16 protein-coding genes are annotated in these 21,671 nt (G+C 44.6%); 12 read left to right on the top strand and 4 right to left on the bottom strand.

What is annotated here, in order from left to right; genetic code table 11:
• The first annotated feature begins 2 nt into the window (after positions 1-2).
• The gene (locus WC496_05660) at positions 3-1,925 is read left to right on the top strand and encodes a sialate O-acetylesterase (protein ID MFA5292506.1); all 1,923 of its coding nucleotides are present in this window, start codon (positions 3-5) and stop codon (positions 1,923-1,925) included.
• A 32-nt stretch (positions 1,926-1,957) separates the two neighbouring features.
• Here WC496_05660 and WC496_05655 read toward each other — a convergent pair whose 3' ends face one another.
• Positions 1,958-3,283 (bottom strand): excinuclease ABC subunit UvrC, encoded by a 1,326-nt coding sequence (locus WC496_05655; GenBank protein ID MFA5292505.1) that lies wholly within the window; start codon positions 3,281-3,283, stop codon positions 1,958-1,960.
• An 87-nt stretch (positions 3,284-3,370) separates the two neighbouring features.
• Between WC496_05655 and WC496_05650 the strand changes: the two genes are divergently transcribed.
• Both WC496_05650 and WC496_05645 read left to right on the top strand, forming a co-directional pair.
• Entirely contained in the window at positions 3,371-5,488 is a 2,118-nt protein-coding gene (locus WC496_05650; GenBank protein ID MFA5292504.1) for a hypothetical protein, read from the top strand.
• Between the two features lie 382 nt (positions 5,489-5,870).
• Positions 5,871-8,924, top strand: coding sequence for a vitamin B12-dependent ribonucleotide reductase (locus WC496_05645; GenBank protein MFA5292503.1), 3,054 nt, complete (start codon positions 5,871-5,873; stop codon positions 8,922-8,924).
• A gap of 84 nt (positions 8,925-9,008) precedes the next feature.
• Here WC496_05645 and WC496_05640 read toward each other — a convergent pair whose 3' ends face one another.
• Together WC496_05640 and WC496_05635 are read right to left on the bottom strand one after the other, a co-directional pair.
• Positions 9,009-9,788 (bottom strand): PEP-CTERM sorting domain-containing protein, encoded by a 780-nt coding sequence (locus WC496_05640; GenBank protein ID MFA5292502.1) that lies wholly within the window; start codon positions 9,786-9,788, stop codon positions 9,009-9,011.
• 126 nt (positions 9,789-9,914) lie between these two features.
• A complete protein-coding gene (locus WC496_05635; GenBank protein MFA5292501.1) occupies positions 9,915-10,208 on the bottom strand; it encodes a helix-turn-helix transcriptional regulator in 294 nt (97 codons plus the stop codon).
• Between the two features lie 209 nt (positions 10,209-10,417).
• Here WC496_05635 and rplM point away from each other — a divergent pair, with 209 nt between their 5' ends.
• The 6 genes from rplM (at position 10,418) to argJ (ending at position 15,221) form a co-directional block, all read left to right on the top strand.
• Positions 10,418-10,846, top strand: coding sequence for a 50S ribosomal protein L13 (rplM, locus tag WC496_05630; GenBank protein MFA5292500.1), 429 nt, complete (start codon positions 10,418-10,420; stop codon positions 10,844-10,846).
• 28 nt (positions 10,847-10,874) lie between these two features.
• Positions 10,875-11,348: a 30S ribosomal protein S9 gene (gene rpsI, locus WC496_05625; GenBank protein ID MFA5292499.1), complete on the top strand. Its 474-nt coding sequence runs from the start codon at positions 10,875-10,877 to the stop codon at positions 11,346-11,348.
• Between the two features lie 75 nt (positions 11,349-11,423).
• Positions 11,424-12,428, top strand: a complete 1,005-nt coding sequence (gene argC, locus WC496_05620) for an N-acetyl-gamma-glutamyl-phosphate reductase (protein ID MFA5292498.1) — start codon at positions 11,424-11,426, stop codon at positions 12,426-12,428.
• A gap of 57 nt (positions 12,429-12,485) precedes the next feature.
• Positions 12,486-13,070, top strand: coding sequence for a hypothetical protein (locus WC496_05615; protein ID MFA5292497.1), 585 nt, complete (start codon positions 12,486-12,488; stop codon positions 13,068-13,070).
• Between the two features lie 88 nt (positions 13,071-13,158).
• The gene (locus WC496_05610; protein ID MFA5292496.1) at positions 13,159-14,010 is read left to right on the top strand and encodes a carbon-nitrogen hydrolase family protein; all 852 of its coding nucleotides are present in this window, start codon (positions 13,159-13,161) and stop codon (positions 14,008-14,010) included.
• Between the two features lie 8 nt (positions 14,011-14,018).
• Positions 14,019-15,221 (top strand): bifunctional glutamate N-acetyltransferase/amino-acid acetyltransferase ArgJ, encoded by a 1,203-nt coding sequence (gene argJ, locus WC496_05605; protein ID MFA5292495.1) that lies wholly within the window; start codon positions 14,019-14,021, stop codon positions 15,219-15,221.
• Between the two features lie 19 nt (positions 15,222-15,240).
• Here argJ and WC496_05600 read toward each other — a convergent pair whose 3' ends face one another.
• Positions 15,241-16,602, bottom strand: a complete 1,362-nt coding sequence (locus tag WC496_05600; protein ID MFA5292494.1) for a potassium transporter TrkG — start codon at positions 16,600-16,602, stop codon at positions 15,241-15,243.
• A gap of 156 nt (positions 16,603-16,758) precedes the next feature.
• On the opposite strand from WC496_05600, the gene WC496_05595 reads away from it, so the two are divergent.
• The 3 genes from WC496_05595 (at position 16,759) to rsfS (ending at position 21,632) form a co-directional block, all read left to right on the top strand.
• Complete coding sequence (locus WC496_05595) at positions 16,759-18,426, top strand: tetratricopeptide repeat-containing serine protease family protein (protein ID MFA5292493.1); 1,668 nt, start codon at positions 16,759-16,761, stop codon at positions 18,424-18,426.
• A 363-nt stretch (positions 18,427-18,789) separates the two neighbouring features.
• Complete coding sequence (locus tag WC496_05590) at positions 18,790-21,087, top strand: sodium-translocating pyrophosphatase (protein ID MFA5292492.1); 2,298 nt, start codon at positions 18,790-18,792, stop codon at positions 21,085-21,087.
• Between the two features lie 149 nt (positions 21,088-21,236).
• On the top strand, positions 21,237-21,632 hold the full coding sequence (rsfS, locus tag WC496_05585) for a ribosome silencing factor (GenBank protein MFA5292491.1): 396 nt from the start codon (positions 21,237-21,239) through the stop codon (positions 21,630-21,632).
• The last annotated feature ends 39 nt before the right edge of the window (positions 21,633-21,671 follow it).

The following is a 21,671-nucleotide window of genomic DNA, read 5'->3' as shown; positions in this document are numbered from 1 at the left end:
ATATGAAAATAAATGCAAGCAAACTGGGTTTCTGTATCGCATTGATAATTTTTCAGACAGCCTTTTGCAATGTCAGGCTTCCTGTTCTTGTGAGCGATGGAATGGTGCTTCAAAGAGACACCAATATAAAGGTTTGGGGATGGGCCGAGGCGAATGAAAAAGTTACGGTAAACTTTAACGGCAAAACATATAATACCGCGGCCGGTGCGGATGGTAAGTGGGCGGTAACATTATCCAAATTAAAAGCGGGCGGCCCATATAATATGGAAATTGACGGAACCAACCATATAACTTTAAAAAATATACTAATAGGCGATGTATGGGTATGTTCAGGTCAATCGAATATGGAACTGCCGATGGCCAGGGTGAAAGATAAATACCCTGACGTAATCGCAAATTCAGATAACAGTAATATCAGACAATTCATTGTTCCTAAAATATATGATTTTAAGATACCACATGAAGACCTGGAATCCGGGAAATGGGAATCGGCAAATCCTGAGAGCGTTTTGCAATTTACGGCTGTAGGATATTTCTTCGCCAAAGAATTATATGAAAAATATCATATTCCCATAGGTTTAATTAACGCAAGTTTGGGCGGCTCGCCTGCGCAGGCGTGGATGAGCGAAGGCGCTTTAAAGGCATTTCCCGAATATCTGCAAACGGCGGATAAATATAAAGACAGCAATTACATCAATCAAATCAAAGAAAAGGATAAGGCCGTCAGCGATGCGTGGTATGGCGAGCTTAACAAAATCGATAAAGGCATGGCAAAATGGTTCGACCCGGATTTTGATTCATCAGGATGGGCGACAATGAATGTGCCCGGTTACTGGGCAGATTATGAATTAGGAAAAGTAAACGGCGCTGTCTGGTTCAGAAAAGAAATCGATGTGCCCGCTTCTATGGTCGGCAAACCGGCCAGGCTTGAACTTGGCAGAATTGTTGACGCCGATACGGTTTATGTTAACGGCAAATTTGCCGGAACGACATCGTATCAGTATCCGCCGAGAAAATACGATATTCCCGCAGATAGGCTCAAGACAGGAAAGAATATTATTGTCGTTAGAGTTATTAATAATTCCGGTCGAGGCGGTTTCGTTACGGACAAGCCTTATGAACTTACAGTTGCGGGACAGACAATCGACTTAAAAGGTCAGTGGCAATATAAATTAGGCGCCACAATGGACCCGCTGCCGGGGCCGACCTTTGTTCAATGGCAGCCGCTTGGTTTATATAATGGAATGATTGCGCCGCTCTTAAATTATAAAATAAAAGGCGTAATATGGTACCAGGGCGAATCAAATGCAGGGAAACCGCAGGAATATCAGAAGCTGTTTACGGCCTTGATAACTGACTGGCGAGAAAAATGGAGCCAAGGCGATTTCCCATTTCTATATGTTCAATTGGCTAATTTTATGGAAGCAAAAAATGAGCCATCTGAAAGCGGCTGGGCAGAATTGAGACAGCAGCAGCTTAAAACACTTGCCGTTCCCAATACAGGTATGGCGGTGATTAGCGATATCGGCGAATGGAACGATATTCATCCGCTGAATAAAGAAGATGTAGGTAAACGGCTCGCACTTGCGGCCGAAAAAATCGCTTATGGCGAAAAAGAAGTTGTATATTCAGGCCCGATATATAAATCGATGAAAATAGAAGGAAATAAAATCATTCTTATATTTACAAATATCGGCGGCGGATTAGTCGCCAAAGGCGGCGAATTGAAATATTTCGCAATCGCAGGCGCTGATAAAAAATTTGTATGGGCGAAGGCGGAAATCTCCGGCGACAAGGTTATGGTATGGAACGAAAATATCGAAAATCCCGTCGCCGTTAGATACGCATGGGCAGATAATCCTGAGGGCGCAAATTTATACAATAAGGAATCTCTGCCGGCATCGTCTTTCAGAACTGATGAGTAATAGATATAATTTTCTATTTACATTAAACCGGATTACGACTCATTGATAACTTTTTTTCTTCTGAGAATGTGATGATAATGCTGAGCGAAACGGTGCGCCTCGTCACGAACATACTGCAGCAGTTTTTTTGCAGGGTTTGTCGCGGATAATTTCAAAGGCTCGTCTTTGCCTGCGATGTAAATAATTTCCTCCCTCTTTGCAATTGAAACAAGAAGCGGCGGTTTGACATTTAATTCCTTAAAGGCGTCCTCGGCTGCGTGAAGCTGGCCGATTCCGCCGTCGATTAAAACCAAATCAGGCCAAAGCTCCTGCCCTGTCGCGGCGTGACTGTACCGGCGAAGCAAAACCTCCTTCAAACAAGCATAATCGTCAATTCCCTTAACCGTTTTTATTTTATACCTGCGATAGCCTGCTTTGAACGGCCTGCCGTCAATAAAGCGAACAAGAGAACCGACCGTTTCCGAACCTGCGATATGAGCTATATCAAAACCTTCAATTACACGAACAGGATTTGTGCTTTGCAGGAGCTGCTGTAATTTTTCGAGAGCCTGGCTCGGCTCGACCGCGAAAACTTCCGGCTGGACGTCTTCGGTAACAGAGCCGCGTTTATCGAGATTTTCAATCAGGCGGATTCTGTCGCGATACATGGCAGCCTTTTCATAATCCTTCGACTCGGAGGCATCTGCCATCTGCTTTTGAAGCTGTTTTAAGATCGCAGTTCTTTTGGAATTGAGAAATTTAATTAAATCATTTATTACTTTTTTGTAATCGCCTTTGCTTATGTAGTCGGCGCACGGAGCGGTACATTGTTTTATACTGTATAAAATACACGGTCTGAAAAAATGCCGTTTTTCGTCAGAGGATGAAATTTCGAGCTTGCAGGTGCGAAACTTGAATATTTTTTGAAGGACAACCGCGGCCTGTCTCAAATCGCCGACGTTTGCAAAAGGGCCGAAGAGCTTGCTGCCGGTCTGCGGCTTGCGGGTTATATAAACGCCTGGAAATTCGTCACGCATCATTATTTCGAGATACGGGAAAGTTTTGTCGTCCGTTAAATCTGAATTATACGGCGGACGGATGTCCTTTATCAATCTTGCTTCCTGCAGCAGGGCGTCAACTTCGTTTTTAGTTTCGAGAAAATCTACAGTTTCGACTTTGGCGACCATCTCGACGATTCTCGGTCCGCGGCTGGATTCGATGTCAGCCGACGGCTGAAAGTAACTGGCGACCCGCGACCGTAAATTCCCGGCCTTGCCGATGTAAAGAACCGTTCCTTTTGAGTCCTTCATAAAATACAGGCCGGGGCCGGTAGGAAACGTGCGAATCTCTTTGCGTATTGTCTCGAACTTATCTGCCATCCATTTTATTGTACCTGATAATCGGGTTAATATCAATTTGTTCAGATGCTTGTTAAACAAAGAATTTCCTTTATAATTAGATAGAATATGAAGAATATCAAAATAATCCTTCTGCTTACGGTGCTCATTATGACAGCCCAATCCGCAGCGGTTATCGACAGGGAGGCTTTGGTTGGCCGGCACAAAATCGTTATGACAAAAATTGACGCTCTTTCACCGCTGTCTATCGGCAACGGCAGATTTGCTTTCACAGCCGATATCACAGGGCTTCAAACCTTTCCAGACGCATACGAAAAAGGAATACCGCTGACAACGATGGCCGAGTGGGGCTGGCACAGCTTCAAAAACGCAAAAGGATACAAACAGGAAGATACTTTTGTCGACGTCGGCACCGCCGGCCACCTGGTCCCATATAATATTATTCAAAAATCAGAGTCCGCCGACTGGCTTCGTTCAAATCCTCATCAGATAAGTCTTGCACGCATCGGGTTTGTTCTTAAAAAAACCGACGGCTCCCATGCCTGCGCCGATGATATAAAAAACATTCATCAGGAACTGGATTTGTGGACGGGAATTTTGACAAGCTCGTTTGAGCTTGAAGGAAAGAAGGTACTGGTTAAAACAGCCTGCGACCCGGAGCTTGATAATATTGCTTTTGAAGTGCAATCGGATTTAATATCGGAAAACAGGCTGGCGATTGAAATCGCGTTTCCGTACGCAAACGGTAAATGGGGCAATGACCCGGCAGATTGGAACGAGCCGGATAAACACACTACAAAACTGAAAAAAATCTCCGACACACAGATTCAGATTCTGCATGATATGGATTCGCTGGTCTATAACTGTAAAATTCAATTTACCGATGGAACACGGGCAGAAGAAAAACAGAAACATCATTACGTCTTTAAACCATCAAAAAACAAATGCCAATTCAGTGCTGTTTTTGGTGAGAAGGGAAAAGGCGTCCAGGATTTTAATACACTTATTCAAAAGAGTATTAAACACTGGGAGAAATTCTGGACAACCGGCGGTGCTATTGACCTTTCGGCAAGTACCGATGCGCGATGGAAAGAATTGGAGAGGCGGATTGTGCTTTCGCAATACCTGACGGCAATTCAGTCCGCTCAAAAATATCCGCCTGCGGAGACGGGACTTACCTGCACGAGCTGGTTCGGCAAGTTTCATCTTGAGATGCACTGGTGGCACGAAGTTAATTTTGCGTTATGGAACCGGATGGAACTGTTGGCGCCAAGTCTTGAATGGTATGAGAAAATTTTACCTCAGGCCAAAAAAATCGCTAAAAGACAGGGCTATGAAGGCGCCCGCTGGCCGAAAATGGTCGATCCTGCGGGTCTGGATTCACCTTCCGGTATCGGGCCGTTACTAATCTGGCAAGAGCCGCATCCTATTTATTACGCCCAATTGTGTTACAGGGATAATCCATCGCCGCAAGTCCTTGATAAATATAAGGATATAGTCTTTGAGACCGCAAAATTTATGGCGTCGTATGCGGTCTGGAACGAAGGCCGAAAATGCTTTGAGCTTGGGCCGCCATTGATTTCGGCACGTGAATACGGCACAAGTACTTACGAACAAAATAAAAATCCCACGTTCGAGCTGGCATATTGGCGATGGGGACTGCTGACGGCAAATGAATGGCGAAAAAAGCTCGGAATGCAGCCTGAGCCGAAATGGGAACAGGTCGCCAATCAGCTTGCACCATGGCCGATTCGAAATGGTGTATACATCGAACAGGAAACGACATTAGTTGATGACGGCGAGCATCCCTGTATGCTCGGAGCGTTCGGGATTTTGCCTAAAAGTCCCCAGCTTGACAAAAAGATAATGGAAAAAACACTGGAATATGTTTTGGCCAACTGGCAATGGGATGATACATGGGGGTGGGATTACCCGATGATGGCAATGACAGCGGCGAGACTGGGACGAGGCGACCTTGCGGTTAAGTCGCTTTTGCTGGATGTCGGAAAAAATATCTATCTGCCCAACGGCCATAACTATCAAAGAGAAGGTTTGCCCTGCTATCTGCCGGGCAATGGAGGATTGCTGACAGCAGTAGCGATGATGGCTGCGGGATGGGATAATTGCCCTGATAAAAACGCCCCCGGCTTTCCTGACCCTTCGACTTCGCTCAGGGCAGGCGGAAAATGGGTTGTGCAATGGGAAAATCTGGAAAAAATGCCGTAACATATCTAATTAATGATTTGCAAAGATACCGAACGGTATGAATTTGCATAACATCATCGTTTATTGACAACGTCCTATAATGTTTTTTTGTTTGAGGTCTCACAAAACCTGCAGAAAGAATTTTTTTTGCCCTGAATACTCTGCCAACAATTGATATGAGTCAAAAAAAACATACAATCAAAAATTTTTTTTCCCACAGGTTCATAATCTACAAGGACTAACAAAATTTTAATAATTTTTTCCGTTTTTCGGTTGATAAAGCGGCTCTCTATTCGTAGTATAATTTAGAGAGGCAACCACCTATATATTGTGGTTTGTACCCAATATTTACAATATATTGTGTTTTAGCCGCAAGGAAGCGCTTAATTTGTATGGAGGCACAATGGCCACGAGCAGCAATTCGAATGGATTTATGGAAAGAAACGACAACAATAGTCTCAAAAATTGGCAAAGCCCGGCTAATTCAAGGCCAAAGGGTCTCAAGGTGCCCCAATTTTTCTCTACGCCCGCGGTTCATCCGTTCGACCAGATTGAATGGGAAAACAGACAGGCAAAAATCACCGGCGACGGCGGCGAAGTAATCTTCGAACAAAACGATGTCGAAGTTCCCGCTTCGTGGAGTCAGCTTGCGACGAAAGTTGTCGTCAGCAAATATTTCTACGGCGATGTCGAATCTGGTCATCGTGAAAATTCCGTCAAGCAGCTTGTTCATCGCGTATGCAGAACCATCGCAGACCGGGGACACAAAGACGGATACTTCGCGACCCAGACAGATACGGAAAACTTTTATAACGAACTAACCTGGCTGTGCGTCAATCAGTACGGCTCATTTAATTCTCCGGTCTGGTTCAACGTCGGCCTCAAAGATGTTTACGGCATAGAAGGCAGCGAACATAACTGGCACTGGGACCATAAACAGAATAAAGCCGTACCGTGCAAAAGCAGTTACGAATATCCGCAGGCGTCGGCTTGTTTCATCCAGTCCGTAAAGGACACGATGGAAGACATAATGAATCTCGCCGCAAGTGAAGCGATGCTTTTTAAGCACGGTTCAGGTACAGGCACAGACCTTTCAACTCTTCGCAGCAGTAAAGAGAAACTCGCCGGCGGCGGAAGACCGTCGGGGCCGTTAAGCTTTATGCGGGTTTACGACCAGATCGCAGCGGTAGTAAAATCAGGCGGGAAAACCAGACGCGCAGCAAAGATGCAGTCGCTGATGATTACTCATCCGGATGTCAGAGATTTTGTCGCCTGTAAAATGGAAGAAGAGAAAAAGGCCCGCGCACTTATAAAAGCCGGTTACGGCGGACCATTCAATAACGACGCTTATAACAGCGTTATGTTCCAGAATTCAAATCTGTCGGTAAGAGTTACCGACCAGTTTATGGAAGCTGTTGAAAAAGACGAAACCTGGACGACATACGAAGTTACCACAGGCAAGCCTTCGGTAAAGTACAAGGCAAACGAGCTTATGGACTTAATCGCTGAAGGGACGAGACTTTGCGGCGATCCGGGGCTTCAGTATCATTCGACTATCAACAGATGGCATACCTGCCCGAACTCCGGCGAAATTCATGCTTCGAATCCATGCAGCGAATATATGTTTATCGACGATTCGGCCTGCAATCTTGCTTCGCTTAACCTGATGAAGTTCAGAAAGGAAGACGGCACTTTCGACGTGGAAAGATTCAAGGCGGCGATACGAATATACATTATCGCTCAGGAAATTCTCGTCGATAACGGCAGCTATCCAAACTCCCTTATCACGGAAAACAGCCATAATTTCCGGGCACTGGGATTAGGTTATGCAAATCTCGGCAGCCTTATTATGAGTCTGGCCCTGCCTTATGACAGCGACGAGGCAAGGACGTGGGCATCGGCTATAAGTGCCATCCTCACGGGAACGGCATATATCGCAAGTGCAGAACTTGCGGCCATCAAGGCTCCGTTTGAAAGATATCATGATAATGCTCAGCCTATGCTGAATGTGATTAATATGCACCGCGAGCACTGCCGGAATATTTCGGAAGTATATTGCCCCGATTATCTGCTCAGCGCCGCAAAGGATGCGTGGGACCAGGCGCTGGATTCCGGTACGAAGTTCGGTTTCAGAAACGCTCAGGTTACCGTTCTTGCGCCGACAGGCACTATCGGCTTTATGATGGACTGCGATACAACAGGAGTCGAACCCGATATCGCACTTGTAAAATATAAACTTCTCGCAGGCGGCGGAATCCTGAAGATTGTCAATAGAACTGTTCCGATGGCTTTGGAGAGAATAGGATACAGCGCCGAAGATATAAAACATATCTGCGACGATATCGACAAAGACGATACAATCGAAACGAGCAAAAAGCTCAACAATGAACATCTGCCGATATTCGATTGTGCGTTCAAGCCGCAGAAGGGTTCCCGCAGCATACATTATATGGCACATCTGAAAATGATGGCCGCGGTTCAGCCGTATATCAGCGGCGCAATCAGCAAGACAATTAACATGTCCAAAGAATCAACTGCTGATGAAATAAGAACCGCATACATCGAAGGCTGGAAGATAGGTTTAAAAGCGGTCGCTATTTACAGAGACGGCTCGAAACTTTTGCAGCCTGTTCAAACAGATGAGCATAAAGACGACTCGAAGATAGAAGTTGTCCAAAAACCGGTAGCGGCGAAACCTTACAGGCGAAGACTGCCGGAGACAAGAAAGAGCATTACACATAAATTCTCCGTCGCCGGTCACGAAGGATATTTAACTGTAGGACTGTATGATGACGGCCAGCCGGGAGAGCTGTTTATTACAATGGCCAAGGAAGGCAGCACAGTCGGCGGTTTGATGGATGTCGTCGGAACATGCGTTTCGATGTCGCTGCAATATGGTGTGCCGCTTGTTACACTTGTCGATAAATTCAGACACGCAAGATTTGAGCCGGCAGGTATGACATCGAATAAAAACATTCCATTCGCGAAGAGTCTTATCGACTATATCTTCTGCTGGATGGGTTGCGAATTTATTCCGGGCTATGCCGAGAAGAATACGCCGAACCGTTCGGGAAGCAATCCGCCGGAGAATAAAACTAATACCACCGCAAAAACTCTTGTCGAAAAGACAAAAGACCTTGCCAAGAAAATAGCCGAGGCCAAGGCGACCCAGCCGAAGTCTCAGATAAAGCAGATTGGCAGCGAAGATGTTTCACTGTATCGACACGAAAAAGGCAGATTAGCCGATATAGCCGACAGGGCCATTGCCATGGTAAGTTCCGTTGTAAAAGGCGACAGCGAACTCCAGGCCGATGCGGCCGCCATACAGCAGTTTAACGCTCAGTTTGAGCATTTTCAGGACGACGCTCCGGTCTGCGATGTATGCGGTTCGATTACAGTTCGCAACGGCTCCTGCTATAAATGTTTCAACTGCGGCAACTCGATGGGCTGCAGCTGAGAGAATATTAATTACGTATAAAACAAAACAGGCTGTCGAGTAATTGACAGCCTGTTTTTATTTCAACCGTTGATTAATAATTTTCTATTTTTTTCTTTTGATGGCAAGCAGACCAGCCGCCAGCAGAATAATCGTTGTTGGTTCAGGAATATCATAAGATGTCCATTGCACGCCGATAACCATATCGCCGTAAAGACCTGATTCCGAGTCGTAATTACTCGCGAAAGCATCAAGCAAAATTTGTTCACCAAGGATGTCGTTTATAGTATCTGCGTCAAAACCTTCTGTCAGCAAATATACTTGTAAAGCAGAAGGACTGGCAGTGACCCATTCCAAATTAGTAAATGTTCCTTCCTGTTCTCCGCCGTTATATGACCAATAATGGTCTCCAACTTCTACGGCTTCACCTATAGCGCTATCTATAGCTAAAGCCTTGTCATCGCCGTCGATTTCAGTATAAAAATCCATCGTGTAGCCTGTATCTTCCGGATCCCAATATCGTGACCACGTATAAATTGTTCGAGGCCATGCAAATGTCGTTCGATATGAATAGTAATCGGTAAATCCGTAATACCACGATGGCGATCCCCATCCCCAGTAACTGCCATAATAGCCGGCATAGTAGCCATTATACGGGTGATACCAACCAGAATATGCTCCCCATGAATATCCTCCATAGTTATAGTTATACCAGCCGCCCCAATAACCAGTAGGTACGGTGGTCCAAGTTGTATAATAGTTCCATGTTGTATAAGCATCTACACCCCAGTATCTGCCATAATAAATTCCACCATCAGCGTTGCTCGACAACAGTCCTGCTAAAAAAACAATAACACAAATTAACACCATAGACTTGATCTTCATAACTTGGTCTCCTTAATTTCGCCTCATTCCTCCCAATTTCACTTCTTTCTCGCACCGTTTATAACGTAACCCCAGAAAGAGGATTATAGTAAACCTCAGTTAATCATCAATTCGTCATTTCTGGTATCATCGAATACGAGGACAGTCAAGCTTGCGGCAATTCTGACGGAACAGCCCAATGACGTGCAATATGACATCTGCCCTGTCATTAGCCTCAAGTTTTCTAAACAGACGGGCCATATGGGTTCTTACTGTCGGGATGGTTATTTTCAGGTCCATAGCGATTCTCTTGTCCGATTCATCGGCAAAAAGACATTTGATGATTTGGCTTTCGCGCGGAGACAAAGAAAGCCCCTCTATAATCTCAGCCCACTCCTGCTCTGAGAATATTTTTGTCCCGTTCGTTGTAGCTTTTGACATAATTTCTCTCCCTATTAAGCCGACACGGGTTGTGTATTTAGTATAGCGATGCCTTTTGAAACAAACAAGCCTTTCCTTAAAATTTATATAACTGCCGTTATTAAAATAGCTTACCGGCATAAAAATTGTGTTATCCGGCCAAAAAAACGTTGACACCCCTTTTTTGGCGGTTATAATCCACCGTTTTCAATAAATTAGAGAAAGAGTCTATGAAGAGTTTTTTGGCTAAAAAAGAAGAAGTTCAGCGAAAATGGCTTATAGTTGACGCCGATGGGGCTATTCTGGGCAGATTGGCCGCGAAGATTGCTCCTATTCTGATGGGCAAGACAAAGCCGACTTATACGCCGAGTGTCGATACCGGAGATTTTGTTATTGTCGTAAATGCTGACAAGATAAGAGTTACCGGCAAAAAAGCCGAGGCGAAGGAATACGACTACTACACCGAATACCCCGGCGGGCACAAATATATAACCTTTAAGGATTTAATGACAAGAAAGCCTGAAAGAGTTATCGAACTTGCCGTGAAAAGAATGCTTCCCAAGAGCAGTCTTGGCGAGGATATGTTTAAGAAATTAAAGGTTTATCGCGGTCCGAATCATAAACACACCGCGCAACAGCCTGAAAAAATCGAACTATAAAAAATTAAATTTTACGGAAACTTAAAGTATGACAGAAAATCCAGCAAATAGCCCTTTAGGGGGAATAAAGCTGCCTTCGCCTGCGGGACAACCTGCACAAAAGGCTGAACACAAAAGCAGCTTCACCTGGGGCACCGGAAGAAGAAAAACCTCCGTCGCACGGGTAAGAATCAAGCCGGGCAAGGGAGACCTTAAGATAAATAAAAAAGAAGTTGGCAAATACTTCACGAGACCTCAGGACATCAGTAATGTTCTGGCTCCGCTGAAGACGACGAAAACCGAGAAAAGTCTCGATGTTTTTGTCAATGTTAAAGGCGGCGGCATCACAGGCCAAAGCGGCGCTGTAATGCTCGGTCTGGCAAGGGCATTGAAGAATTACGACCCTTCGCTGACACAGGCCCTGAGAGACGCAGGCCTGCTGACTCGTGACGGCAGAATGGTTGAAAGGAAGAAACCGGGACAAAGCGGCGCCCGAAGGAGATTCCAGTTCTCAAAACGTTAATTGCAAAATACCTTCAGGATTATTACAATGGCCGCGATACGAAAACGCGGCCTTTTTTATTTCAGGAGTTTTAAAATGCTTACTGTTGCTATTATAGGCGCAAGCGGATATACAGGCGCTGAGGTTATCGAAATCCTTCTGCACCATCCACAGGCTAAGCTTACCTATCTTACTGCCCTGCCGGAAGAATGCGGCAGTGTCGCTGAAGTCTTTCCGCGGTTCAAGGGACGGTGTCCGCTCGATATCGAACCGCTCAATATGAATAAGCTCGTAGAAAAAGCTCAAATCGCACTTTGCTGCCTGCCGCATAAAGTCTCGATGGGGTTTGTACCGCAACTTCTCAAAGCGGGCCTGAAAGTTATCGACTTCAGCGCGGATTACCGAATCAAAGATGTTAAGGTATATGAAAAATACTATCAGCCGCACAGCGATAAAGAAAATCTGAAACACGCTGTTTACGGATTGTGCGAACTGTATCGCGATAAAATCAAGGACGCCAAACTTATCGCAAATCCGGGCTGTTTCCCGACAGGATTTATGCTCGGCACCGCTCCGCTTTTTAAGAATAACTTAATCGAAAAATCGGTTATCGTTAACGCGGTTACCGGAGCAAGCGGCGCAGGGAAAAACCCATCTAAGAATTTTCATTTTCCGAATATGAACGAAAACTTTTTCGCTTACGGCATCGGCAAACATCGTCATCAGCCGGAGATGGAACAAATTGCAGGCGAAATCTCGGGTAAAAATATCGAGGTACTGTTTCAGCCGCACGTCGGGCCGTTCGATGTCGGAATAATGTCAACGATTTATTGCCAGCCGAAAGAGAAAATAACTGCTGAAAAACTTACCGAGTTGTATAAATCTTTCTACGCAAATGAACATTTCGTTCGGGTGCTTGATGCTGCTCCGATGCTGAAAGATATTGCGAAAACAAATTACTGCCAGATATATCCTGCCGTCTGCAAAGATAAAATAGTTGTTTTCAGCGCAATTGACAACCTGATAAAAGGCGCATCGGGGCAGGCGATTCAGAATATGAATATAATGTATGGTTTCGATGAAACCGCCGGACTTTTATAGCCACAGAGAAAGGACTTGTTTTTTTAGCCACAGAGAACACAGAGATATAAGATAATTGTGAAAAAATACATTTTAAAATTTAAAGGCCCTTTCAGCTTTATTCGACATACGCATCCGTGTATTTTCGAACAAGATATCGCGCAAGACTCTGGAATATATATTTGGACAATCCCGTATTGTCAAGGTGGTTATATTATCACATATATTGGAGAAACCGGTGTTTCGTTCTATAAAAGAACTAAAGAGCGTTTTATTCAATTAATAGGTGGTAATTACCGAATCCTTGACTCTGATTCAGCATTAAAAGGTGAATTGAAAGAATTATGGAGAGGTATGTGGCGTAAGGGAACCCGGGATAAAATGCCAGAATATTTTGAAAAGCTTATAGAGTTTGCCCCTAAAATAGTTCGATTATTGAAAACACAACAAATTTTCTTAGCCTCATTTGAGGCTGAAAGAAATATACGACGAAAAATAGAATGGGCAATTGCTGAACATATTAAAAATCAACCGTTGCCCGCATCTTCTCTTTTTCCAAGAGATGTCAGATATTATATGCCAAAAGATATAAAGGAATCACTAACCGTAATCTTGGAATGTCAGAGTAATATTTATGGTTTGCCTAAAAAATTGAATATATAATGTAATTCTCTGTGTTCTCTGTGAGCTCTGTGGCTAATAAATGACAAACCCGCCGTGAAACGGCGGGCTAAATAAAAAGGAAAACTCTGTGGCTAATGGAATTTTAAAAATTGCGACGTGCCAGTTTTCTGTGAGCGAGATTGTCGAGCAGAACTCGAAGTATATTCAAAAATTCCTCAAAAAAGCGAAATCGCTCGATGCCGATATAGTTCACTTCTCCGAATGCGCGTTAAGCGGTTACGCAGGCGTGGATTTTGAAAATCTCGAAGATTATGACTGGCCGGTGCTGATTAAAGAAACTCAAAAAATTATGCAGCTTGCCGCTGAACTTAATTTATGGGTAGTTCTCGGCAGCTCACACAAACTTACAGGGCCGAATAAGCCGCACAATTGCCTTTATCTTATAAATCCACAGGGCCAAATAACTGACAGATACGATAAACGCTTCTGCACCGAAAGCGATTTGAATCATTACACGCCGGGAAACAGATTCGTAACATTTGAAATTAACAGCGTTAAATGCGCACTGCTTATTTGTTTCGATGTAAGATTTCCGGAGTTGTATAGAGAACTTAGAAAACTAAACGTTCAGTGTGTTTTTCAGTCGTTTTACAATGCCCGGCAAAAAGAACAGAGCGTCCACAGACATATAATAAGACAGACAATGCAGGCGAACGCGGCATCGAATTATTTCTGGGCGAGCGTTGCGAATTCGTCTGGCCAAATCGCTCCATATCCATCCTGTCTTATCCAGCCGGACGGCGAAATTATAAATGAATTAAAACTCAATAAGCCCGGCATAATGGTCAACACCATCGATACGACACGGTCATTTTATGACCCATCGGAAAAATTCAGAGACCTTGCGATGAAAGGGATTTTGACGAATAGGCCGGGAAGTCTCGACGACCCGAGAAGCAAAGATACAAAGAATCTATAGGGATAAAAATGAAAAATACTACTTTAACAGCACCAAAGGGATTTCTGGCGGCTGGAATAAGCTGCGGAATAAAAATTTCAGGCAAAAAAGACATTGGAATTATCTGTTGTCCGACCGGAGCAAAGGCCGCCGGCGTCTTTACGACAAATAAAATCGTATCAGCGGCGGTAACGGTCTGTAAAAAACATATAAAAACAGGCGACGCCGAGACGATTGTAGTCAATTCCGGAAACGCCAATACCTGCACAGGCAAAGCGGGTCTGCGAAACGCGGAAATAATGTGTCAAACCGCTGCCCGGCTTATCGACGCAAAAGCGAATCAGGTTCTCATCGCTTCGACCGGTATTATCGGCCATCAACTGCCGATGGATAAAATTAACGATGGAATTATTATCGCCGCGGCGAAACTATCGAGCAGCCCGAAAGCCGGAGATGATTTTGCCCATGCGATAATGACAACTGATACCCGCTGCAAACAGGCGTATAAAACCATCGCAATCGGCGGTGCAAATATCACAATCGCAGGCACAACCAAAGGCGCAGGAATGATTGGCCCAAATATGGCGACGACTCTTTGCTTCATCACGACTGACGCGGCAATATCGAAAAATCTTCTGCAAAAATCGTTAAAAGACGCTATCGGCAATTCGCTGAACAAACTTACAGTTGACGGCCATCAAAGCACAAACGATACTGCGATAATTCTCGCTTCAGGCCTTGCCGGAAATAAAGCTATAACTAAATCGGATGTAAATTATAAAAAGTTCGCTTCGGCGCTTTCCGAGCTTGCCACCGATTTGGCAAAACAGATGGCACTCGATGCCGAGGGCGCGACAAGAATGTTTACAGTTGCCGTAAACGGCGCTGCATCGAAAGATGAAGCGATAAAAGCCGCACGTGCTGTCGCAGATTACGACCTTGTCAAATGTGCGATTCACGGCGGCGACCCGAACTGGGGCAGAATTATCTGCGCAGTCGGTTCCTGCGGCGTAAAATTAAATACAAACAAATTAACCTGCATTCTTGGAAACGTAACTGTCTTCAAAAACGGCCAACCCGCAAAATTCGACCCGAAGAAAGTTTCCAAAATTATATCTCAAAAAGAGCATACAATTACGGTAAATCTCGGGGCGGGAAAATTCAGCGATTTCTGCTACGGCTGCGACTTAAGTAAAGATTATGTAACAATTAACGCCGATTATCACACATAATCGTATTTGTCTGCCAAAATCAAAGCACCAGGTCTTCCGATTTTTTCCGGCTGGTTTCAATCTTTTTGTTACGGCCGGCCACCAAAGACAGACCGAAAGTCAGCGGCCCTAATCGTCCCATATACATTAATCCGATGAGAATTATTTTTGACATTGATGTTACCGACGATGTGATTCCCGTACTAAGCCCGACAGTGCCAAGAGCCGAGGCCGCTTCGAAAAGTATTTTTTCGAAACCTATAGATGCGTCGCTTAGACTCAATAAATACGTACCTATGAGCAGGAAAGTTACATAAAAACAGAAGACCGCACTGGCCAGCTTCACCCGATAGTCCGGCACAATTCTTCCCCAGAAAGACACCTCTTTTTCTCCTTTAAGAGTGCTTTTGACAAGACCCCATAACGCCGAAAAAGTAGTTGACTTCAAACCTCCGCCTGTGCCTGAAGGTGAAGCTCCTATTACCATCAATGTTATAATCAATAAAAGAGAGGCGCGGGAAAGACTACCGATTGGTATCGTATTGAATCCAACCGTAGTCATTGCAGTCATCACCTGAAAAAATGACGCCAGCAGTCGTTTGCCAGCCGGCAGATTCTGTATAGTTGGTTCTGTTATGAAGAAGATAAACGTACCGATGATACTGACGTAAAAAGTCGCCCACAGAATGATTTTCGTTGTCAGCGTTACATTTTCAATTTTCCCCTGCAATTTTCGCCACACATCCACAAAAACGATAAACCCGACTGCTCCAAGATAACTCAGAACGGCAATTACAATATTCAAACCGAAATTAGACGGATAATTCTCAAAGCTGTTATCGTACAGACCAAAACCGGCCGTACAAAATGAAGATATGCTGTGAAATATCGCCGACCAGAATGCGTCTTCAACACCTGCTTTTCGAAATAAAGCATAAAGTATAATCGCCCCGACGATTTCTATCGAAGCCGTAAAAATAATCACGCTTTTGATAAATTTATAAACCTTAAACGATTCCGGAAGAGCAAAAACCACATTAGCAATATTCATACGCTCTTTGCTTAATGGTTTCCTTTGAGCCAGGAAAACAAACGACCCAAAAGTCATATAACCAATTCCGCCAAGCTGAATCAGAATCAACACTATTATCTGGCCGGCAATATTATATGTTCCGGACACACTTACAGTAACTAATCCCGTTGTCGAAACCGCTGACGTGGAAATAAACAAATGGTCGAGAATACTGGCGACAGCGCCAGCCTTATGCAAAAAAGGAAGACAAAGCAATATCCAGCCGATCAGGATATATATGAGATATCCTATTACAACATGCCGAACAGGATGCATTCCAAAAAAATAATTTATAATATTTTCAAGCTTCGTTTTTATTTTAATTTTCATAAAATCGGCCTTTTTGCTTCAAATTTTGGCACAATAAAGCCCTTTTATACTAAACAGAAAATATATCACACGAATTATGTTTTATCAATTGAGAACTTGTTTTGGATAGTCTATTTTTGTATAATGCCTGCCAGGTCCTGATTACAGATTTTATATATGCGAAGATTATACATATTGTTTGCTGTTTTTGCCGTTAGTTCATTCTGCGGAGTATGTCAATCCGCCCCGTCATCAATCGAAAAACTGCTTACCAAAGCCGAAAGCGGCGATGCGAACAGTCAATTTACCCTTGCCAAAAAGTATTCCATAGGTCAGAGCGTTGAGCAGGATTACAACGAATCATTTAAATGGTACACAAAGGCCGCCGAGCAGGGAAACGCAAAGGCTCAATACGAACTTGGTGCGATATACGATGACGGCCTGAATATTGTGCAGGATTACGCCCAGGCGATTCAATGGTACACAAAAGCCGCCGAGCAGGGAAATGCAAACGCTCAGCACAGTCTTGGTTTAATGTACGGCAAGGGCCGGGGAGTTAGGCGGGATTACGACAAGGCGGTTGAATGGTTTAAAAAAGCTGCCGCACAGGGGCAGATAGATGCTCAGTTCGACCTTGGATTGATGTACTTCAGGGGTCAGGGCGTCGAGAAGGATTACAGCGAGGCAGTTAAATTATTCACAAAGGCCGCGGCACGGGGAAATGCAAAGGCCCAGTATATTCTTGGTATGATATACTGCAACGACAAGAATGAAGAAATTCCGCAGGATTATAAGGAAGCAGCTAAATGGTTTACAAGAGCTGCCGTGCAGGGACAAGCCAAAGCCCAGTATGTTCTCGGTACGATGTACTGCAGCGGCGAAGGCGTCGAGCAGAATTACACAATAGCGGCTAAATGGTTCACAAAAGCCGCCACACAGGGAAATGCGGAATCACAGGTTGTTCTTGGTGTAATGTACTGGAACGGCAGAGGCGTTACGGAAGATTATGTTGAGGCTTATAAATGGCTGCTTCTGGCCGGAATGAACGGAGACAAAGACGCCCAGTGGCTGAAAAAAGACCTTCATGAAAAAATGACGCCCGGCCAGATAGAAGAAGCTCAGCAAAGATTAAACAGGATAAAAAAAATAAAAGGATTCCTGGCCGAGAAAGAAAATAACAACAAGGACAATAACCAGACTGTAGAAAATGTAGAAAGTATTTCAACCGGCTTTTTGATAACTTCGGATGGCTTCATTCTTACGGCCTGTCATTCTGTCGGGAAAGCTACAAATGTGGAAGTTACATATAATCAAAAAAAATATACCGCGAAGGTAATCGGCAAAGACGAATCGATTGATGCGGCAGTTCTGAAAATCGACGGCAACGATTTTTCTTTTCTGCCGATAGCTTCAAGCGATACGGTTAAAACCGGCGATGCGGTATTTACTATGGGCTATCCTCAGATTACGCTTCAGGGCACAGAACCGAAATTTACCGAAGGCTCCATCAGTTCTCTTTCCGGCCTTACCGACAACCCTCAGTATTTTCAAATCAGCGTTCCTATCCAGCCGGGCAATTCCGGCGGTCCGCTGGTAAATAAAAACGGAGAAGTTATTGGTTTGATTGTCGCAAAGCTGAACGATATCTCTTCTCTTCTGAAAACAGGTTCGCTGCCTCAGAATGTCAACTACGCACTGAAGAGTTCATTTATTTTGTCGTTTTTCGAATCTGTTCCGGACCTTTCGCAAAAAATAAAAATCACAACCGACGACTCTCTAAAAGACAGGTCCGCGACCATTGAAAAAACAAATAAATCCATCGTTTTAATTGTTACACATAGATAATATTACTTTAACTGAAAACATCGGAACACCTTCTACGGCCAATGCATAACTTCTTGCTTTTACAATAGTTATGTTATTTATTTTGTCTCGGAATAAAAAACGAGAAATATTTCCGGAATCTTTTTTTCTTCTGGTCTAAAATTTAGACCAATTTTCAGGTTTTTTAGCGCTAATTTACTTGCAAAAAAAGCTCTGTTCTATACACTGTCGCTAATTTCGCGCGTAAAAAACCAACGGTTTTCTTTATAAGGAGTTTTTAAGGTGAAAAATACTATCGTAAAAACAGGATTTTTGGCGACAATTTTAATTTTCGCTGCAACTGCTTTGGCACAGGAAGGCGCTGCAGAAGCATCAGCAAATGCGATACCGGCTTTATGGTGGATCGCACCGATTTCATCTGCGCTGGCACTTGTGTTTGCATTTGTTTTCTACAAAATGATGATGAGCGCAAATCCAGGCACTCCGAAAATGATTGAAATTGCACAATATGTAAAAGAAGGCGCTTACGCTTATCTTTTCAGACAATACAGAGTTGTCGCGATGGTCTTCGTAGTTTTGCTTATCATTTTTGCGATACTTGCCAGGATGGGAGTTCAAAACCCGTTTGTGCCTGTCGCGTTTTTGACCGGCGGTTTGTTCAGTGGTATCTGCGGCTTTTTGGGAATGAAAACCGCGACCAACGCTTCCAATAGAACTGCTCAGGGCGCAAGTGAAAGCCTTAACAAAGGTCTGCAGGTCGCCTTCAGAAGCGGCGCTGTTATGGGCCTGATTGTCGTGGGATTCGGCCTTTTGGATATTTCGATTTGGTTCCTTATCCTCGATAAAATTGTTTATACCGCAGGTAATATGGCAGCAGGCCTGCGTTTCCTCGGACTTCAGCTTGTGCCGGTTGGAATGAACCCGGAACATAAACTCGTTGAAATAACAACGACTATGATTACTTTCGGTATGGGTGCTTCGACCCAGGCTCTGTTCGCAAGAGTCGGCGGCGGTATCTATACAAAAGCCGCTGATGTCGGAGCGGACCTTGTCGGTAAAGTCGAAGCCGGTATTCCGGAAGACGACCCGAGAAACCCGGCAACAATCGCTGACAACGTCGGCGATAACGTAGGCGACGTCGCAGGTATGGGCGCCGACCTTTACGAAAGTTATTGCGGCTCGATTCTCGCAACGATGGCCCTTGGCGCTGCTATGGCAATGAAAACTCAGGCCGACGTTCTCAAATCGGTTCTCGCTCCAATGGTTGTCGCCGGAATGGGTATTGTCCTTTCGATAATCGGCATTTTTATGGTTCGATGCAAAGAAGAGGCGACTCAGAAAAATCTGCTTCGCTCGCTGCTCATCGGAACGCTCGGAAGTTCGGCACTGATTTTAGTGGCATTACTTTTCCTTGTAAAATTAGAGTGGATAAGCTGGGGCATTTTCGGCTCAGTCGTATCTGGCCTCGTAGCAGGCGTTGTAATCGGTCAATTTACTGAATATTATACTTCAGACGAATATAAACCTACGAAAGGCATTGCCAGCCAGGCGGTAATGGGTCCTGCCACAACCATCATCGATGGTTTCGCAACAGGAATGTACTCATCAGGCCTGCCTGTGGTAACTATCGTAATCGGTATCCTTTGTGCGTTCGCTTTCGCAGGCGGCTTCACAACTCCAACAATGGGATTGTATGGTATCGGTTTCGCAGCAGTCGGTATGCTCTCAACATTAGGCATTACACTGGCGACAGACGCTTACGGCCCAATCGCTGACAACGCAGGCGGAAACGCTGAAATGAGCGGTCTCGGCAAAGAAGTAAGAAAAAGAACGGATGCTCTTGATTCTCTCGGAAATACAACCGCGGCAACAGGTAAAGGTTTCGCAATCGGTTCAGCCGCTTTGACAGCTATGGCACTTCTCGCATCGCTGATTGAGGAAATAAGAATATGGATAGGCAGACTCGCTGACGCCGCACCTGATAAAATTTATTACGTCGGCAAATACCTGTTCAGCTCGAACGGGCAAATCGAAGGCACTATTTCAACAAAGACCGCTACTATCGCAGATTTCGTACAGGCTTATGAACTGAATATTATGAATCCGAAACTTCTTTGCGGCCTGTTCATCGGCGCTATGATGTCGTTCGTATTTTGTGCTATGACCATTAAGGCTGTCGGAAGAGCGGCAGGTGCAATGGTTAATGAAGTTCGCAGACAGTTTAAGGAAATCGTTGGCATTATGGAAGGTACGGGAAAACCTGATTACGCAAGATGCGTATCTATATCTACCGCCGGTGCCCAGAGAGAAATGATTCTGCCGTCGCTATTGGCGATTATCGTACCGGTTGCCACGGGTCTGTTTCTCGGAGTGGCAGGCGTAATGGGACTGCTCACAGGCGGACTTACCTGCGGATTCGTTCTGGCAATCACGCTGAACAACGCAGGAGGCGCATGGGACAACGCCAAGAAGTATATCGAAAAAGGCGCTCTCGGCGGAAAGGGCTCACCTGCTCATAAAGCCGCAGTTGTAGGCGATACAGTCGGCGACCCGTTCAAAGATACAGCCGGGCCGAGTATGAACATCCTTATAAAACTGATGTGTATGGTCAGCGTCGTATTCGCAGGCGTTATAGTCAAATTTGCTCCTGCTATCGCTGAATTTCTGCATTTGGGCAAATAGTTGACTTATACAGCAATTGAATGTATCCTATCGGGGTCGAGAATGCTTCTCGGCCCCGTTTTTTTTATGAAAAGTAAATATCTCTGTGACCTCTGTGTTCTCTGTGGCAAAAAAATAAAACTCTGTGGCTGAATCTGAAAAGGATTAAATTGGCAAAAAAGAAAACTACCGCAAAGAAAAAGACTATTGCAAAAAAACCTGCTGTTTTAACCGCAAAAAAATTCGCCCTTGAGGCGGCTAAAATCGCTCTCGAAAGACACTGCACTAACGTAGTTGTGCTCAACCTTACCGGCAAAAGCCCCGCAACGGATTATTTCCTCATCGCCACCGGAACAAGCAACCGCCAGACCTGTTCCGTCGCCGATGAGATTATGGAAATGGGCAAAAAGCACAATTTTAGAATCTTCGGCCGGGCAGGTTACGAACAGGGCAAATGGGTACTGCTGGATTTCGTCGATGTGGTAGTTCATCTATTCAACGAGGAATTCAGACAATACTACGATTTGGAATTGCTCTGGGGCGACGCTGAAAAATTGAAGATTTAAAATGTAAATTGAAAAATTTATAACCACGAATGAACACGA

Source organism: Phycisphaerae bacterium, from assembly GCA_041652575.1.
GTDB lineage: Bacteria > Planctomycetota > Phycisphaerae > Sedimentisphaerales > UBA12454 > UBA12454.
This window is presented reverse-complemented; position numbering and strand designations above follow the sequence as displayed.

Coding starts and splice junctions, on each gene's coding strand:
- WC496_05660 (MFA5292506.1), top strand. CDS start 3: ATGAAAATAAATGCAAGCAAACTGGGTTTCTGTATCGCATTGATAATT.
- argJ (MFA5292495.1), top strand. CDS start 14,019: ATGAAAAATACTACTTTAACAGCACCAAAGGGATTTCTGGCGGCTGGA.
- WC496_05645 (MFA5292503.1), top strand. CDS start 5,871: ATGGCCACGAGCAGCAATTCGAATGGATTTATGGAAAGAAACGACAAC.
- rpsI (MFA5292499.1), top strand. CDS start 10,875: ATGACAGAAAATCCAGCAAATAGCCCTTTAGGGGGAATAAAGCTGCCT.
- WC496_05655 (MFA5292505.1), bottom strand. CDS start 3,283: ATGGCAGATAAGTTCGAGACAATACGCAAAGAGATTCGCACGTTTCCT.
- WC496_05650 (MFA5292504.1), top strand. CDS start 3,371: ATGAAGAATATCAAAATAATCCTTCTGCTTACGGTGCTCATTATGACA.
- WC496_05640 (MFA5292502.1), bottom strand. CDS start 9,788: ATGAAGATCAAGTCTATGGTGTTAATTTGTGTTATTGTTTTTTTAGCA.
- WC496_05635 (MFA5292501.1), bottom strand. CDS start 10,208: ATGTCAAAAGCTACAACGAACGGGACAAAAATATTCTCAGAGCAGGAG.
- argC (MFA5292498.1), top strand. CDS start 11,424: ATGCTTACTGTTGCTATTATAGGCGCAAGCGGATATACAGGCGCTGAG.
- WC496_05600 (MFA5292494.1), bottom strand. CDS start 16,602: ATGAAAATTAAAATAAAAACGAAGCTTGAAAATATTATAAATTATTTT.
- WC496_05595 (MFA5292493.1), top strand. CDS start 16,759: ATGCGAAGATTATACATATTGTTTGCTGTTTTTGCCGTTAGTTCATTC.
- rplM (MFA5292500.1), top strand. CDS start 10,418: ATGAAGAGTTTTTTGGCTAAAAAAGAAGAAGTTCAGCGAAAATGGCTT.